Raw genomic sequence first — 16,287 nt, 5'->3', positions numbered from 1 at the left:
TCACATGGACTGGCTCGTCGCAATAGCCGAATTCCTCGTCAACGAGATCCTCTCCGTCCCGGCGTTCCTGATCGGCATCATCGTCGCCGTGGGACTGATCGCGCTCAAGAAATCCACTGGACAGATCATCGGTGGCGCGATGAAGGCGATACTCGGATTCCTGCTCATCGGTGCGGGAGCCGGGCTCGTCGTCGCATCTCTGGACCCGCTGGGGATCATGATCCAGGGGGCCACCGGCGCCCAGGGCGTCATCCCCACAAACGAAGCCATCGTCGGCATCGCCCAAGAGACCTATGGCGCCCAGGTGGCGTGGCTGATGATCCTAGGATTCGCCATCAGTCTGGTGCTGGCGCGCTTCACCCCGCTGAGCTACGTCTTCCTCACTGGCCACCACATCCTCTTCATGGCGACGCTGCTGACTATCGTGCTGGCCACTGCCGGGTACTCCGGGCCACTCACCGTAGGACTCGGCGGAGCTCTGCTGGGCATCCTGATGGTCTCTCTTCCGGCCTTCTCACAGCCCTTCACCCGCAAGATCACCGGCGATGACAGCATCGCCATGGGGCACTTCGGCACCGCTGGCTACATCGCGGCAGGCACCGTGGGTCGCCTGGTCGGCGGCAAGTCCAGTCGATCCACTGAAGACCTGAAACTGCCTGAAGGCCTGCGGTTCCTCCGAGACTCCATGGTCGCGACTGCACTGTCTATGGTGATCATGTACGTCGTCGTGGCACTGATCTTCTTCGCCCGCGAAGGTGAAGCGGCTTACGAGGCATTCGACGGTGGAGCCGAGAATCTCGGCAACTTCATCATGCTCTCGGTGACGCAGGGGCTGCAGTTCGGCATTGCGGTAGCAGTGATACTTTTCGGTGTCCGCACCATCCTCGGAGAGATCGTCCCCGCGTTCCAGGGCATCGCAGCCAAGATCGTGCCGGGTGCCAAGCCGGCCCTCGATGCTCCAATCGTGTTCCCTTTCGCGCAGAACGCAGTGCTTATCGGTTTCCTCTCGAGCTTCACCGGTGGATTGGTGGGACTCGCGGCGCTGACCCTCTGGCTCAACCCGGCACTCGGACTGGCCCTGATCCTGCCGGGGCTGGTGCCGCACTTCTTCACCGGCGGCGCAGCCGGTGTATACGGCAACGCGACTGGTGGTCGGCGCGGAGCAATCGCAGGAGGCTTTGTCAATGGGCTCCTCATCACGTTCTTGCCCGCACTTCTGCTCCTGGTCCTTGGAGACTTTGGAAGTGCCAACACGACGTTTGGAGATACTGACTTCGGCTGGTTCGGGATTCTAGTCGGCTACGGAGCAGGCATCGGCTCTGTCGCCGGCATCGTGGTCGTCTCGGCCCTGGGCCTGGTGATTCTTGGTGCTGCGATCCTGGTGCAGCGTCGCGTCGTAGACCGGAACTGGGACCCATCGCCCAATCGGCCCGACCAGGGAGAACGGGCCTCGATCGACACTCCCGCAGCAGACGCCCACGGTCAGTATCCAAAGATTGCCCCACCCGAGGGAGCGCCCGCACCGCCTCCGCGAGGGTAGCTCTGCTGCGTGCCGTCCTCTGCCAGGCCAGGAGTCGCTCCAAGAGCGCTCGGCAGAACGAATGCTGCTGCGCCCACCACTCAGCGTCAGAACCGAACCTCCCCGCCACGCCGACCCGCGGCGTCACCGACTACGGGATAATGGACACGTGACTTCCACTGCTGAGGCTGCGGCCTTCAATCCCACCCCTCCCTTCGGTCTGCTGCTCGACGTGGACGGGCCCATCGCCTCTCCGGTCAGCCGCACCGTCGCCATCGAGTCCATCGCCCGGGATCTCACGGCGATGGCCAACCAGGGCATCCCGGTCATCTTCAACACCGGACGATCCGACGACTTCATCGCCCGACAGGTGATCCCACCGATGCGCGCCGCCGGCCTGCTCCCCGACGCCCCGGTCTTCACCATCAGCGAGAAGGGTGCGGTGTGGGCCGAGGTCACCCCTGAGGGTCTCGGCGAGATCCACATCGACGAGGAGCTCAAGCTCACCACCGGCCTCTCCGACGATGTTCGGACCCTGGTCACCGAGCGCTTCAGCGCGCACATGTTCTTCGATGAGACCAAGCGCGCCATGATCTCTGTGGAGCAGTCCACCGAGGTCGAGAACAAGGACTACCTCGAAGCGCAGAAGGAGTTCGACGCCGCGATCCCCGGCCTGCTGAGCAAGCACCAGCTGGAACATGTGCGGATCGACCCGACCATCATCTCCACCGACGTGGAGCACGAACGCGTGGGCAAGGACCTCGGCGCCGAGCGCTCCCTGAATCTGCTCAAGGCCCGCGGCATCACCGCGGAGACCTGGTTCACCATGGGTGACTCCCGCACCGACTACGCCATGGCCACCTGGCTGCACGAGCGCGGCCTGCCCGTCTCCCACGTGGACGTGCGTCCCGAGGACGGGATCCCCGAGACCGCATATGAGGTGCTCACCTCCTCCACCGGCGCGATCCATGACGAAGCGGGTGCTGAGTTCCTCAGCCGCTGGGCCGCAGACCCCGCCACCACCAAGGCCGGCCGCGGGGAGACGTCGTAGGTTCCAGCGGTGAAAGTGATGTCGTTGCGGAGCCGGTCAGCTGTCGAAGCGGTGCTGCCGGATCCAGGCGTGCATCGCGATCCCGGCCGCGGTGCCGGCATTGATCGACCGGGTGGAGCCGAACTGCGCGATGGACAGCGTGTCCAGCGCGGCCTCCCGCACCTCGTCGCTGAGCCCCGGACCCTCCTGGCCGAAGACCAGCACGCACCGCTTGGGCAGCTCATAGGTCTCAATCGGCATCGAGTCCGGGAACAGGTCGACGCCGAGCACCGGCAGTCCCTCCGACTCGGCCCAGGCCACGAAGTCCTCCACCGATGCGTGGTGGCGGACGTGCTGGTAGCGGTCGGTGACCATCGCGCCGCGGCGGTTCCAGCGGCGGCGCCCGATGATGTGGACCTCTTTGGCCATGAACGCGTTGGCGGTGCGCACCACGGTGCCGATGTTGAAATCGTGCTGCCAGTTCTCGATGGCCACGTGAAAGTCGTGCCGGCGGGAATCAAGGTCCGCGACTATCGCCTCATGGGACCAGTAGCGGTACTCGTCGACCACATTGCGGCGGTCGCCCGCGCGCAGCAGCTCCGGGTCGTAGTGCTCACCTGAGGGCCAGGGTCCCTCCCACGGGCCCAGGCCGATCTCACGTTCGGTGGGCTGCCCAGATTCATCCATGGATTCGAGGCTATCCCACCGGTGGGGTGTCAGGATTCGGTGGTCTGCGCGCGGGGGTCCGGGGCTCAACGTGCCGAGCAGAGTGTGCGTGGCGGGGCGTGCAGGGTCAGTTCACGCGCGCCAGGAGGAACCCGTCCCAACCCTTGAGCCCCACGGTCTGCAGAGCGGTGGCGCTGAGCCGCTCATCGGCCTGGATCAGCTCCATCAAGGTGCGGATGCCTTGGATGTCCGGGTCGGCGCTGTCCTGCTCGAGCACCGCACCGGAGCGCACCACGTTGTCGATGACGATCACCGTGCCCGGGTGCGACAGCGTCAGCGAAGCTTCAAGGTAGTGCGGGGTGTTCGCCTTGTCGGCGTCGATGAACACCAGGTCGAAGGGGTGGGTTCCCTCATCGATCAGCGCGTGCGCGGATTCCAATGCGGGGCCGATGCGCAGCTGGATGCGCTCTGCGACGCCGGCGGCATGGAAGTTCCGCCGGGCCACCTGCGCTGCCGCCGGGTCGATGTCCAAGGTGACCACGGCGCCGTCGTCGTCCATGGCTCGGGCCATCCAGATGCTGGAATACCCGGCGAGGGTGCCGAACTCCAGGACGCGGGTGGCGCCGGTCATCTGCACCAGCAGCGCGAGGAAGGCGCCCATGTTCGCGGTGACATCGATCCCCGGGGTGGCGGTCTCCGCAGAGCTGAGCCGGGTGTCCGCGAGCGCCTGGTCCTCGTGCACCAGATGATCGATCAGGTAGGCGTCGACGGCTGCGAAATCATCGTGTGCTGTGACCATGCCAGCACCCTAGGCCGGGAATGGTCTTGGGCACCAGGAGGCGTGTGTCCTGAGGAGGGGCGGGAGCGGGGATTATGCTCCTGCTATGCCTGATGCCGACTCCCTCGCATCCCCCGCCTCCCCGGTGCGGATCCGCGATGCAGAGCTGCCCGATCTGCCCGCGGTGGTGGAGATCCAGACCCACTACGCCCACCACACGGTCACCACCTTCAGCGAGGAGCCGCTGAGCCTGGCGGCTTGGGCTGAGAGCCTGGAGGAGAAGCGCGCGGCGAATCATCCGTTCCTCCTTGCGGAGCAGGACGGGGTCGTTCTCGGGTTCGCCTACGCCGGGCACTGGCGGCGGAAATCCGCCTATCGGTACACCGTGGAGGACACGATCTATCTGCGTCCCGGGGCGGAGGGCCGTGGGGTCGGGCGGGCGCTGCTCACCGAGCTGCTGGCCCGGTGCGAGGCCGCCGGGCACCGGCAGGTGATCGCGGTGCTCACCGACGACGTCTCCACCCGCGCCTCCTACGCGCTGCACCTGAAACTCGGGTTCACCCAGGTGGGGCGGTTGGCCGATGTCGGGGTCAAGCGCGGGCAGACGCTGAGCACCGTGCTGATGCAGCGCTCACTGGGGAGCTAGGTCGGGGGCTGCTGCTGCGGGTGCAGACCCGGCGCGCATCGGCTCAGCCTCCCGCGAGCGCCGCGCGAACCTGCGTCACGGCCCGCTGGAACCCTTCCCGGGAGTCTTCTGCATTGAACCGCAGCACCCGCCAGCCCTCCGTGAGAAAGACGTTGTCGCGTCGCTGATCCGCGCGCTGCTGCTGCGGTGTGAAATGGGTGTCACCCTCGTATTGGATCGCGACCTTCAGGGCCGGGTAGCCCAGATCCGCGCGGGGAGACCAGCGAAATCCCGGCTGCGCGGGTACCTGCAGCTCAGGTTCAGGCAGTCCCGCCCGGATCAGCGCGAGTCGAAGCAGCGTCTCCTGCACGGAATCAGAGCCCACCCGAATCCAGGTCAGGGCCGTGAGGCAGCGTCGTCGTCCCGCTGCTCCAGGGGTTGCCTGGAGGAGGTCTCGCAGTTCATCGATGGTGGTGTGCGGGGTGGTTCGGGCGTCGAACCGCGGGTACGGGTGGCGCACGAGCAGGTCTCCCATGATGATCAGCTCCCGCACGCTGCAGACCCTGGCGACGTCGAGCCAGGTCCTCGCTGGGGTGCTGAGCCGGAGGCCCTCACGCGTGGTGATGTCCTGGGGCCGCAGCGATACCCGGTGTCCGCAGACACCCCGTCGGCGAGTCCAAAGGCCTGGTTCCAGTGGATGAGAGAGGTGCAGGCGCTGATCCGTCAAGGGCCCGCCGGGAAGCCATAGCCGATGGATCTGCGCGGCGCTCGAGTGGGAGATCCACGCGTCTGGGCGCTCGCGAAGGAGTGCGGCCGCTTTGAGCTGGAGCGTTTCCAGTGGGGTGCGTGCATCTGCGAGCGTCTGCACTGCGTAGACGCCTGCCCCGAGCGCCACCACGTCTTTGCGCCGCAGTCGCTCTCGCGGCACACCCTTGCGCAGGGCCTCGGCCGCGGTGAACGCCCCTCCGGTGAGCTCCTGCGGCAGCGGGTACATGGGGTCAGTGTGCCCAAAGTCCCCGAACAACCCTCTGGTTTTCCACACCGCCACATCTACTGGGCGATTTGAGGGAATTCTGCCTCCGTTTCGGCCCCCATTTCTCCTCATATTGCACAGTAGATGGCGGGCGGGTGGGGACACGAGCGGGTGGGGACACGGGTCGAAGAGGGCGATCCGTGATTCAGCCGCGGGACGCCTGTGCGGGGATGCTGGCCGCGATCGCACCCAGGCCGAGCACCGCCAGTCCCGCCAGGACGCCGAACATCGCCTCGTAGCTGCCCAGCCAGTCGGCCAGGATCGCGCCCACGAAGGGCGCGACCGCCACGGCGAGCATCATCGGCCCGTTGAGCACCCCTGAGAGGCGGCCGTAATCCCTGATCCCCCACCGGTCGGTGACCGCGGTGGCCTGAAGCAGCGTGACGATCCCGCGCGCGACGCCGGCCGCCATCGAGATCATGATCAACAGCACCGCGGCGGTGATGTTCCAGGCCAGAGCCGCCGTGGTGAGGGCGAGCAGCGCGTAGATGAGCACGCTGCGCTGCCGCACGCTGGTCCCGCGATCCAGCCGGGCATAGAAGATGCGGCCGATGACCTGCCCCACCCCGCCGAGGCCGAGCACCCAGGCGGCCACCATCGGGGAGACCCCGCGCTCCACCAGCATCGGCACCAGGTTGATCAGCCCGGCATACATCGCCACCGCACCCAGTGCCATACCGGTCACCAGCAGGATGTAGGGGCGGCTGCGCATGATCGTGGCGGCGTAGTCCCGCGGAGATGGCTGGGGCGGGAGCTCCGCAGCGGTGGCGCTGACGGGGGCGGCGGCAGCGTCGGCGGCACCCGGGACGACGTCGGCGGACTCACCCGTCTGCTCCTTCGGCCAGGGCCGGCTCAGCACCACCGCGTGCACCGGGACCACCAGCACACCGAGCACCACCGCCAGCACCACGTAGGTCTCTCGCCAGCTCAGCTGGGTGGCCAGCGCCTCCGTGACCGGCGCGAACACCGTGCTCGCCAGGCCTCCGGCGAGGGTGACCATGGTCAGCGCGAAGATCCGCCGCCGTCCGTACCACCGGGTCAGCGCTGCGAAGGCGGGCGGGTAGAGCGTCCCGGACATCGCGACGCCGAGGAGAAGCCAGCCCAGCAGGAACACCCAGTACGACGGCGCGGCGGCCACTGCCAGCAGCCCCGGGACTGCGAGCGCCGCACCCATGGTCATGATCAGCCTGGGACCGCGTCGGTCCAGCACCCGTCCAAGTGGAATCCCGAGCAGTCCAGAGATCACCAACGCTGCAGAGAAGGCCGCGGTCAGCGCCGTGGCGGACCAGCCGGTGTCAGCAGCGATGCGCGGCTGCAGCACCGGGAACGCGTAGAAGAGCACCCCCCAGGAGGTGATCTGGGTGAGGCACAGCCCGAGGAGGACCGCCCGTTTGGAGGGGTGCACCTGATCAGTGTCGCGGACTGCGCCGGGCCGGGGTCAGCCCGGCTCAGTCCAGTCCGAGGTCGTTCTTGGAGTACGCGAACAGGTAGGGCACGCCGGCCGTGGCTTCGATGTGCTCCTTGGCGCCGGTGTCGCGATCGACGATCACAGCCACCGCCTGCACGATCCCGCCGGCGCCACGCACGGCCTCGACGGCGGTCAGCGCGGAGCCTCCGGTGGTGGAGGTGTCTTCCAGGACGACGACCTTCTTTCCGTCCACGCTGGGGCCCTCGACCTGGCGGCCCATGCCGTGGGACTTCTGCGCCTTGCGCACCACGAAGGCGTCCGTGGCGGTACCGTCCTGCGCGGCAGCGTGCATCACGGCGGTGCCCACCGGGTCCGCGCCCATGGTAAGCCCGCCTGCGGCGACGTAGTCGATGCCAGCTTCGGCGAGAAGCATCCGGATGACCCGCCCGACCAGCGGGGCGGCCTCATGCTGGAGGGTGATCCGACGCAGGTCGATGTAATAATCGGCTTCCTTGCCTGAAGACAGAGTGACCTTGCCGCGCACCACGGCGAGCTCGCTGATGAGTTCTTGGAGGCGCTGGCGATCGGCGGCATGGTCGGCGGGCTGCGGGGTTCCGGCGGCGGTCTCAGTCATGTGACCATCCTAGCTATGGCCCCGGCTGCGGCTCGGCCTCCTTGGGATTCGGTCGAGCCCCGCCGCCCGGTCCGGCCGGGCCGCCCGGTCCGCTCTCCTGGCCGGTGGTGACCTGGCGCTGGGCCTCGGTGATCCGCTCCACGAACCACGAGGCGATCGTGGCGGTGATCGAACCGATGAGCGCGATGCCGGCGATCATGAGGCCTATCGCGATGAGCCTCCCCAGACCGGTGACTGGATAGTAGTCGCCGTAGCCGACCGAGCTGATGGTGACGAAGGCCCACCAGAGCGCATCTGAGAAGCTGGTGATGTTGGCGCCCTCGGCGTTCTGCTCCGCATCGAGGACTCCCAGCGCGGCCACCAGCACCAACATCCCCGAGACGCCGGCGACGTAGACCGACACCTTTCCGCGCAGCGCAGAGCCCATCGTCCGATGCATCACCGCGACCACCTTGACCAGACGGAGCAGCTGAAGCGGACGGAGGAAGGGGAGCGCCGCCATCGCGAGTTCATGCAGGTGGGTGACGAACCAGCGTCCTCGATTCCGCACCAGCACCAGGCTGATCACGTAGTGCAGAGCGAAGACGACCCAGACTCCGATGAGGAAGATCGGCGGCCAGGAGACATCGGTGGGCCTGGTGTTCGCGAGCACCAGATAGGCATACACGACGAGGAAGGCCAGCGCCACGATCGCCATCGGCAGCTCCGTGGCCTTGTCCCAGCGTTGATAGCGGGCCCCGAAGTCAGCCTTGGACCGCTCCCGTCTTCCCAGGACCACGGGTTCGGATGCCTCTTCTGGTGCCATCAGAGTGTTCCCCCTTCGCCCTGCGGGGTGGTGTCGCCTCAGCGTACCGAGCCGCCCATCTCGACAGCCATGCCTCGCGCACCCGGGAAGGTCCTTCTACGGTCTTCTCGAAGCCGCCAGGCCGGAGGGTCCCGGGCCGGAGGGTTGCGCACGACTCGCCGCCCCGCCGGCCTCCGCCTCGGCGTCGGTCTCCTGCTGCGCCTGCGCCCCGGTGCAGCGGACACACAGGCTCCGGTGATCTGACCGAAACTTGCTGCTGAGTAGACTCGGATCATGCGTGAGCTACAGACAGACATTGTGGAAGAGATGGGCGTCAAGCCCGAGATCGATCCCGCAGAGGAGGTCAGCCGGCGCGTGGACTTCCTGGTGGAATACGCCAAGACCGCGAAGGCCAAGGGCTTCGTGCTGGGCATCTCTGGCGGAGTGGATTCCTCGCTGGCGGGCAAGCTCTGCCAGCTCGCGGTGGTGAAGCTGCGCGAGGAAGGCCACGAGGCCGAGTTCCACGCGGTGCGGCTGCCCCACGGTGTTCAGCACGACGCCGACGACGCCGATGCCGCCCTGGACTTCATCGCCCCGGACCAGACACACACCTTCAACATCGAGAAGGCCGTGACCGGAGTGAACGCCGCTTTCGACGAGGCCCTGGGCCGCCCCATGCAGGATTATCACCGCGGCAATGTGAAGGCCCGGCTGCGGATGACCGTGCAGTACGCCATCGGCGGCGAGAACAACCTGCTGGTCGCCGGCACCGATCACGGGTCCGAATCCATCACCGGATTCTTCACGAAGTACGGCGACGGCGGCGCAGATGTGCTGCCGCTCTTCACCTTGAACAAGCGCCAGGTCCGGCAGCTGCTGAAGCACCTCGGCGCCTCCGAGACGCTCTGGTCCAAGGCGCCTACCGCGGATCTGCTCGATGACAAGCCCGGTCAGCTCGATGAGACCGAGCTCGGGATCAGCTACGACCACATCGATGACTACCTCGAGGGTCGTGCGATCCCGGACAGCGAGGCCGCGGTCCTCGAAGAGCACTACCTGCGCACCCGGCACAAGCGCACCGTCCCGGTGTCCATCCAGGATGACTGGTGGCGCCACGGCTGAGCACCTCGCAGGGAGCATCAGTGCGCCGCTGGTAGTTTTGGGCCATGCGGATTGCGACATGGAATGTGAACTCGATGCGAGCTCGAGCCGACCGGGTCGAGGCCTGGCTGGATCGATCAGAGGTGGACGTCCTGGCGATCCAGGAGACCAAGTGCAAGGACGAGAACTTCCCCTGGGAGCTCTTCGAGGCCAACGGCTACGACGTCGCCCACTTCGGACTCAGCCAGTGGAACGGCGTCGCCATCGCCTCCCGGGTCGGCATGAAGGACGTGGAGCGGACCTTCCAGGACCAGCCGGTCTTCGGCAAGGGCGGCAAGGACCCGATCCAGGAAGCCCGCGCCATCGCCGCCACCTGTGGCGGAGTGCGCATCTGGAGCCTCTACGTGCCCAACGGGCGCTCCCTGGAGGACGAGCACATGAGCTATAAGCTGGCCTGGCTGCGACAGCTCAACGAGCACGCCGAGTCCTGGCTGGGCGAGGACCCCAAGGCCCAGATCGCGCTGATGGGCGACTTCAACATCGCCCCGCAGGACGAGGATGTCTGGGACATCGACTTCTTCCGCGAGCAGGGCCTGACCCACGTCTCCGCCCCCGAGCGCGAGGCGTTCCAGGGGTTCCTGGACAGCGGCTACACCGAGGTTGTGCGGCCGCACACCCCAGGCCCCGGGGTCTACACCTACTGGGACTACACCAAGCTGCGCTTCCCGAAGAAGGAAGGCATGCGCATCGACTTCGTGCTCGGCTCACCCGCCCTGACCGAGCGTGTCACCTCTGCCTCGATCGACCGCGAGGAGCGCAAGGGCAAGGGCGCCTCCGACCACGCCCCCGTGGTGGTCGAGCTGAACTGACGCGGTACCGCTAGACCTGCTTGGACGACGACGGCGCCTGATCCCCCACGTGGAGGATCGGGCGCAGAGACCTTGAGCCGGCGATCATCATCTACGCAGGTCAGCCTGGTATCTCGGGTTGCTCAACAGCCCTCGCATCACGCCGCCATCGGCCATGAAACACGAGGCTGGCGTCAGCCATGCATCAGGACGGCGAGTACGACCTCGACCGTCCATCTTCGCCGTCTGAATCTCGGTCAGCTTCGAAGGTTGATCTGCGGATCCGTTCCTCAAGGCCTGGAGGTGGGGCCTCCTCCTGCCAGGTCACGTTCGCCGCATCAAGACGAGCGGCCGTTGCGCGAAGCTCCGCGAGCTCCACGTCGATCGACGGGTCTGCCGCCCGGGCCTGGTCGAACTCCTGCCACTCAGCGTCACTGAGATCGCCCGTCAGCGCCCCGGCGATAAGCTCCTCCCGCCGCGAAGGAATCTCCCCCATCGTGAGCATTCCCCCCCAGTGCCGTCCGCAGTGATCTGAGCCCGTAGTACATCCGCGTCCGTAAGGTCGCGACCGGAACCCCCGTCTGTTCCGAAAGCTCTTGATAGCCTACGCCGTCCAGTTGAACAGCGGCAATGACCTCCCGGTGCTCGAAGGTGAGGGTGGCCAGGGACTCATACAGGACGAGCCGCTCCACGATGAGCAGGTCTTCCGTCACCGGCTCGCTCGCCCATTCGATCTTCTCCGCGTCCGAGGGCGCCGGGCGCCGGGCGCGCGCCCGGAGGCAGTCGATGACGAGGTTCCGCACGATGGCGAACAGCCAGGTCCGCACCGAGCCGCGCGAGCTGCTGTATCGCTCTCGGTTCCGCCAGGCTCGGATGAACGCTTCCTGCACGCAGTCCTCCGCCTCGGCTCGGTCACCCAGCGCGTTGAGGGCGAAGGAGAAGAGGGCTCCTCCGTGTTCGGCAAAGGCTTCCCGTACATCGAAGGGCTTGTCATCCTCGGGGTCCATCGAAGACACCCCCTCGCGAGCCAGGGCTCCGGAATATGGATGAGCTGCCATCGAATGAAGAGGTCCGCGTGATGAGCTGGCGACGTCCAGATGGAGGTGCGATGCTCACGCCTGACTCAAACACCCTCACCAGCGCCGAAGGCCGCTGTACCAGAGGGGTCAGCGAGGGCGAATCAGGCTCACGAGGGGGCTGTGCCGTGGTAGAAACCATCTTCCCAGCGGTGCTGCGTGGAACGGTTGGGGAGATAGGCATAAGAACTCACCTTCCTGGTCCCCGAGCGCGTCCGGTGCAAGGAAGTGACCCGGGGACGGTCCTTAAGTACTGAAGCCTCTAGCAGACTAGCCGGGAAGTCCTGGTTTCCACAAGATGTGGTTGAACTCACATTGTCGGCAGAGCGTCTCGTGCGCCCCGCCTGCTCCCCTGCCCCCCCCCTGCGCCGCGGGTGAGGAGCTTGATTGCCCTCCTGCAGAACGCTGGCATTCGCATCACATCGGCGTTCCGGACGCGATCCGCACATGAACCGGGACGCTCGCCCTGAGCAACAAGTCACTGTCGAGCTGCACCCTTCGCCGTGCGCTGTGACCCAAGACGTCGTCAGCCCTGTCCACCAATTTGACCCTGTGGGCACGACCTCCCCCTGCATCCATGTGCGCAGTCTTTTTGAAACTTCATTGAACGCTGCGACGAATGCTCCCGTATCCCTATTCACAACCGTTCCGCCATACGGACCGGAAACCATCGGTCGCGCCCTGATACCGAAGAGACGCTGACATTTCCATCCGAAAAGGTGATTCATGGTTCTATACGAAGGCTCGCCCAAGGCCCTCCCCTCGCTGGCCCCGGACCTTGCACTCAAGACTTCCTCAGTCCCAGTCCGCCGAGAAGAAACACCCCATGAGGTCTTGGCACTGACCGCTCCGGCAGGCTCCTCCAAGTACAGAGGCAATTTCGCGCCGTCGACCGCCGTGTACTCCGGCGGGACTGTGCCCGCTCCGCGCACCCTGTTGGACATCTTCTTCCACGCCGTGGACAACTATCCCGATGCAATCGCAATCGACGACGGTGTCGTCGCGCTGACCTACATGGATCTCCTGGGCCGCATCGAATCGGTGGCGCTGACCATGAGGGAATCCGGCATCGGCACGGGTGACCGCGTAGGCATCCGGGTGCCGTCAGGAACTGCGGACCTCTACATCGCCATTCTTGCGGCCCTCATCCGCGGCGCCGCCTACGTTCCGGTGGACCACGACGAACCGGAGGATCGCGCCAGTCTGGTGTGGACAGAGGCCGACGTCACCGCCGTGGTGGAATCTGGACTGAATGTTCGCCTCAGGCCCGAGTCACCCCCGCGTGGAGCGGATCGTCCTCCCACCGGCGATGACGATGCCTGGATCATCTTCACCTCCGGCTCCACCGGCAAGCCCAAGGGCGTCGCCATCTCGCACCGCTCGGCGGCGGCGTTCGTGGATGCCGAGGCCTCTGTGTACTGCGTCGATTCACCGCTTGGACCCGGCGATCGAGTACTGGGAGGCCTTTCCGTCAGCTTCGACGCCTCCTGCGAGGAGATGTGGCTGGCCTGGCGCTACGGAGCCTGCCTGGTGCCTGCACCACGCGACGTCGTCCGCTCCGGCGAAGACCTCGGTCCCTGGCTGACTGAACGCGGCATCACTGTCGTGTCGACCGTTCCGACGCTGGCTGCGCTGTGGCCGGCGAAGTTCCTGAAAGACATCCGACTTCTGATCTTTGGAGGCGAGGCCTGCCCTCCGGAGCTTGTGGCCCGCCTGGCCACCTCCGGCCGGGAGGTCTGGAACACCTACGGCCCAACCGAGGCCACCGTGGTCTCCACCGCCGCTCTGGTCAACGAGTCCATGCCGGTGCGCATCGGCCTCCCCCTTCCGGGCTGGCAGCTGGCCGTGGTGGATGCCGAGGATCAGCCTGTCGCCTGGGGCGAAGTCGGAGAACTGGTGATCAGCGGGGTCGGGCTGGGACGCTACCTGGACCCGCAGAAGGATGCCGAGAAGTACGCTCCGATGACGACGCTCGGCTGGCCTCGGGCCTACCGCAGCGGCGATCTGGTCCGAGCCGAGATCGAGGGGCTGATGTTCGTGGGCAGGTCTGATGATCAGGTCAAGCTTGCAGGTCAGCGTGTTGAGCTGGGCGAGGTTGATGAGGCCCTCAGTCACCTGCCGAACGTTGCCGCGGGTGCCAGCGCGGTGCAGAGCAGCCCGGACGGCAATGGCATCCTCGCGGGATACCTTGTGCCGGCAGCGGGCCGAACCATCGACCTTGTCGAGGCCCGCGCCCAGCTCAGCGAGCAGCTGCCAGGGCGGCTCATCCCCGCACTCGCGGTGATCGATGAACTGCCGGTGAAGACCTCCGGCAAGGTCGATCGCAAGGCGCTGCCCTGGCCCCTGCCCGCCGACCCGAGCGCAGCAGCCGCAGCCACCGCGCTGCACACCGACTTCGTCTGGCTGGCAGAGAAGTGGACCAGCCTGCTGGGACCGGTCCCGCTGAGCGCGGACAGCGACTTCTTCGCCATGGGCGGATCGAGCCTGACCGCAGCACAGCTCGTCTCGACGCTGCGCAAGCGCTACCCGGACGTCTCTATCGCTGACCTCTACGCTCATCCCACACTTTCCGCGATGTCCTCACACCTTCGACAGCTGGATCCGGCAAGCGCCGTGGAACGCACGACTCGTCCCACGCCACGATGGACCGGCTTCCTGCAGATGCCGCTGATCGCGGGCCTCTACAGCATCACTGGCCTTCGCTACGTGACCGGCATCGCGATCGTCTGCCTGGTGCTCTTCCAGATCGGTGAAACACCCTGGGTCCCGAACCCGCCGCTGGTGCCGACACTGATCGCCTGGCTGGTCCTGTTCAGCCTGCCCGCCAGGGCGGTGGCCGCGATCGGCTCTGCCCGCTTGCTGCTTTTCAAGGTCAGACCGGGCATCTACCCGCGAGGCGGGCAGATACACGTCCGTCTCTGGGCCGCGGAACGGATCATGACCTTCTGCCAGTTGGACGGGCTGATGGGGACTCCTTTCGCCCCGGCATTTGCCCGCGCCATGGGTTCCGGGGTCGGCAAGGACGTCCACCTGGACGCGCTCCCGCCGGTCACCGGCCTCGCCGCGATTGAGTCCGGCGCCTCCATCGAACACGACGTCGACCTTGCCGGCCACTGGCTGGAGGGCGACGAGCTGCACATCGGCGTGGTCCGAATCGGCCAGGACGCCCGCGTGGGCACCAGGTCGACCCTGCTCGGCGGGGCAGTGATCGGTGACAACGCAGAGATCGCCCCCGCCAGCGTGGTCACCGGCATGGTCCCGGCGAATGAGCACTGGGCGGGTTCCCCGCTGGAACTGGTCGGCGTCTCCGGACAGGACTGGCCGGACACTGAGGAGGCCAAGGAGCACCGCTCCCGCGGCATCGATCTGCTGTACCCGCTCGGGCTCGTCCTGCTGGGGCTGCTGGGGCTGCTGGCATCTCTGCCCGGAGCGGCACTCATGCTCTACCTGATCTCAGACTACGAAGCACTGGTCCCTGCGCTGTGGACGCTCGCCGCTTGGACACCGGTGTTCATCATCATCTCGGTGATTGCATACCTCGGCCTGCTGGCGGGTTCCGTCCGGCTGATGGGCCGACTGATGCCTCGCGGCACCTATTCGGTGCACAGTGTTCCCGCGTGGGCCGCCTGGATGTCCGGTCAGCTGATGTCGAAATCGCTGACCAACATGTATCCGCTCTACAGCAGCATGCTCACCCCCGTCTGGCTTCGCCTGCTCGGTGCCCACGTGGGGAAGGACGTCGAGGCGGCCACCGTTGAGGCCATCCCACATCTGACCAGCGTCGGTGACAAGTCCTTCCTGGCCGACCATTCGCTGGCCTCCTCCAAGTACGTTCGTCGCGGCTGGCTGAAACTCGAAAGCGGCAGCGTCGGCCAGAAGGCCTTCCTGGGCAATTCGGCGATCCTCGGTCCGAACCAGAGAATGCCCTCCAACTCACTCGTCGCCGTGCTGTCTTCGGCACCGAAGGACATGCCGCTGAACTCCCTGTGGCTGGGCAACCCTCCGATCGAGCTGCCGCGAGCCGTGGAGGAGGTCGACACATCACTGACCTTCAATCCGCCCCGCAGGCTCAAGGTCGCCCGGGCAACGATCGAACTGTGCCGCATATTGCCGATGTTCATCACCGCATGGCTGGCGCTGGTCACGGTCTGGGTGCTCGCCATGGTGTACACCAACTACGGATTCGGGCTCGCAGTGCTGCTCTCAGGGCCCGTGCTGCTGGCAAGCGGGATCGTCGCCGCGCTGATCGCGGTGACCGCCAAGTGGCTGCTCGTCGGTCGGTTCAAAGCATCCGAACGCCCGTTGTGGAGCTCGTTCGTCTGGCGCAACGAGCTGGCCGACTGCTTCTCCGAAGCCCTCGCCGTGCCGGGGCTCATCCGAATGAGCCTGGGCACCCCGCTGCTGAACCTCTGGCTGCGCGCCATGGGAGCGCGAATCGGTCGAGGAGTCTGGTGCGAAACCTGGTGGCTGCCCGAGTTCGATCTGATCCAGCTCGACAAAGGCGCATCGGTCAATCGCGGGACCGTCCTGCAGACACACCTCTTCCATGACCGCATCATGCGGCTGGATCGGGTCCATCTCGAGGAGGGCTCCTCGCTCGGGGCGAACAGCATCGTGCTCCCCGGCAGCTCCCTGGGGGCGCATGCGATCGTCGGCGCCGGCTCACTGGTGATGCGTTCGGAGAGCATCCCTGCATCAACCACGTGGAACGGCAACCCCATTCGGCGGACCCACGACGCTGCAGACACCCGAAAGTCTTTCGAAACCGCCGAAACGCTCCGTTGA

At 66.4% G+C, this 16,287-nt stretch carries 13 protein-coding genes; 6 read left to right on the top strand and 7 right to left on the bottom strand.

Annotated elements, in window-relative coordinates; all coding sequences use genetic code 11:
* Positions 1–4: 4 nt before the first annotated feature.
* Positions 5–1,540, top strand: a complete 1,536-nt coding sequence (locus LTI14_RS12540; RefSeq protein ID WP_241476712.1) for a PTS ascorbate transporter subunit IIC — start codon at positions 5–7, stop codon at positions 1,538–1,540.
* A 148-nt stretch (positions 1,541–1,688) separates the two neighbouring features.
* Positions 1,689–2,570 carry a hypothetical protein gene (locus tag LTI14_RS12535; protein ID WP_241463592.1) on the top strand — a complete coding sequence of 294 codons (882 nt, stop codon included), beginning with the start codon at positions 1,689–1,691 and terminating at the stop codon, positions 2,568–2,570.
* Positions 2,571–2,606: 36 nt separating this feature from the next.
* Here the strand turns inward: LTI14_RS12535 and LTI14_RS12530 are convergent, their stop codons facing one another.
* Together LTI14_RS12530 and LTI14_RS12525 are read right to left on the bottom strand one after the other, a co-directional pair.
* The gene (locus tag LTI14_RS12530) at positions 2,607–3,236 is read right to left on the bottom strand and encodes a TrmH family RNA methyltransferase (protein ID WP_241463591.1); all 630 of its coding nucleotides are present in this window, start codon (positions 3,234–3,236) and stop codon (positions 2,607–2,609) included.
* 106 nt (positions 3,237–3,342) lie between these two features.
* Positions 3,343–4,014 carry an O-methyltransferase gene (locus tag LTI14_RS12525; RefSeq protein ID WP_241470321.1) on the bottom strand — a complete coding sequence of 224 codons (672 nt, stop codon included), beginning with the start codon at positions 4,012–4,014 and terminating at the stop codon, positions 3,343–3,345.
* An 85-nt stretch (positions 4,015–4,099) separates the two neighbouring features.
* On the opposite strand from LTI14_RS12525, the gene LTI14_RS12520 reads away from it, so the two are divergent.
* Positions 4,100–4,639 carry a GNAT family N-acetyltransferase gene (locus LTI14_RS12520; protein ID WP_241476711.1) on the top strand — a complete coding sequence of 180 codons (540 nt, stop codon included), beginning with the start codon at positions 4,100–4,102 and terminating at the stop codon, positions 4,637–4,639.
* A 43-nt stretch (positions 4,640–4,682) separates the two neighbouring features.
* Here LTI14_RS12520 and LTI14_RS12515 read toward each other — a convergent pair whose 3' ends face one another.
* From LTI14_RS12515 to LTI14_RS12500, 4 genes are all read right to left on the bottom strand, one after another.
* Positions 4,683–5,612: an endonuclease domain-containing protein gene (locus LTI14_RS12515; RefSeq protein WP_241463588.1), complete on the bottom strand. Its 930-nt coding sequence runs from the start codon at positions 5,610–5,612 to the stop codon at positions 4,683–4,685.
* Between the two features lie 184 nt (positions 5,613–5,796).
* Positions 5,797–7,056, bottom strand: a complete 1,260-nt coding sequence (locus tag LTI14_RS12510) for an MFS transporter (protein ID WP_241463587.1) — start codon at positions 7,054–7,056, stop codon at positions 5,797–5,799.
* A gap of 43 nt (positions 7,057–7,099) precedes the next feature.
* Positions 7,100–7,693, bottom strand: a complete 594-nt coding sequence (gene pyrE / locus LTI14_RS12505) for an orotate phosphoribosyltransferase (RefSeq protein WP_241463586.1) — start codon at positions 7,691–7,693, stop codon at positions 7,100–7,102.
* A 13-nt stretch (positions 7,694–7,706) separates the two neighbouring features.
* Positions 7,707–8,498, bottom strand: coding sequence for a potassium channel family protein (locus LTI14_RS12500; RefSeq protein WP_241463585.1), 792 nt, complete (start codon positions 8,496–8,498; stop codon positions 7,707–7,709).
* Positions 8,499–8,771: 273 nt separating this feature from the next.
* On the opposite strand from LTI14_RS12500, the gene nadE reads away from it, so the two are divergent.
* Both nadE and LTI14_RS12490 read left to right on the top strand, forming a co-directional pair.
* The gene (nadE, locus tag LTI14_RS12495; protein ID WP_241476710.1) at positions 8,772–9,599 is read left to right on the top strand and encodes an ammonia-dependent NAD(+) synthetase; all 828 of its coding nucleotides are present in this window, start codon (positions 8,772–8,774) and stop codon (positions 9,597–9,599) included.
* A 44-nt stretch (positions 9,600–9,643) separates the two neighbouring features.
* A complete protein-coding gene (locus LTI14_RS12490; RefSeq protein WP_241463583.1) occupies positions 9,644–10,447 on the top strand; it encodes an exodeoxyribonuclease III in 804 nt (267 codons plus the stop codon).
* A 410-nt stretch (positions 10,448–10,857) separates the two neighbouring features.
* Here LTI14_RS12490 and LTI14_RS12485 read toward each other — a convergent pair whose 3' ends face one another.
* Positions 10,858–11,433: a sigma-70 family RNA polymerase sigma factor gene (locus LTI14_RS12485; protein ID WP_241476709.1), complete on the bottom strand. Its 576-nt coding sequence runs from the start codon at positions 11,431–11,433 to the stop codon at positions 10,858–10,860.
* Between the two features lie 795 nt (positions 11,434–12,228).
* Here LTI14_RS12485 and LTI14_RS12480 point away from each other — a divergent pair.
* Positions 12,229–16,287: a Pls/PosA family non-ribosomal peptide synthetase gene (locus tag LTI14_RS12480; protein WP_241476708.1), complete on the top strand. Its 4,059-nt coding sequence runs from the start codon at positions 12,229–12,231 to the stop codon at positions 16,285–16,287.

Source organism: Nesterenkonia sp. YGD6 (assembly GCF_022565895.1).
GTDB lineage: Bacteria > Actinomycetota > Actinomycetes > Actinomycetales > Micrococcaceae > Nesterenkonia.
Note: the sequence above shows the minus strand (reverse complement) of the source record. Positions and strands in the feature narration are given on the sequence as shown.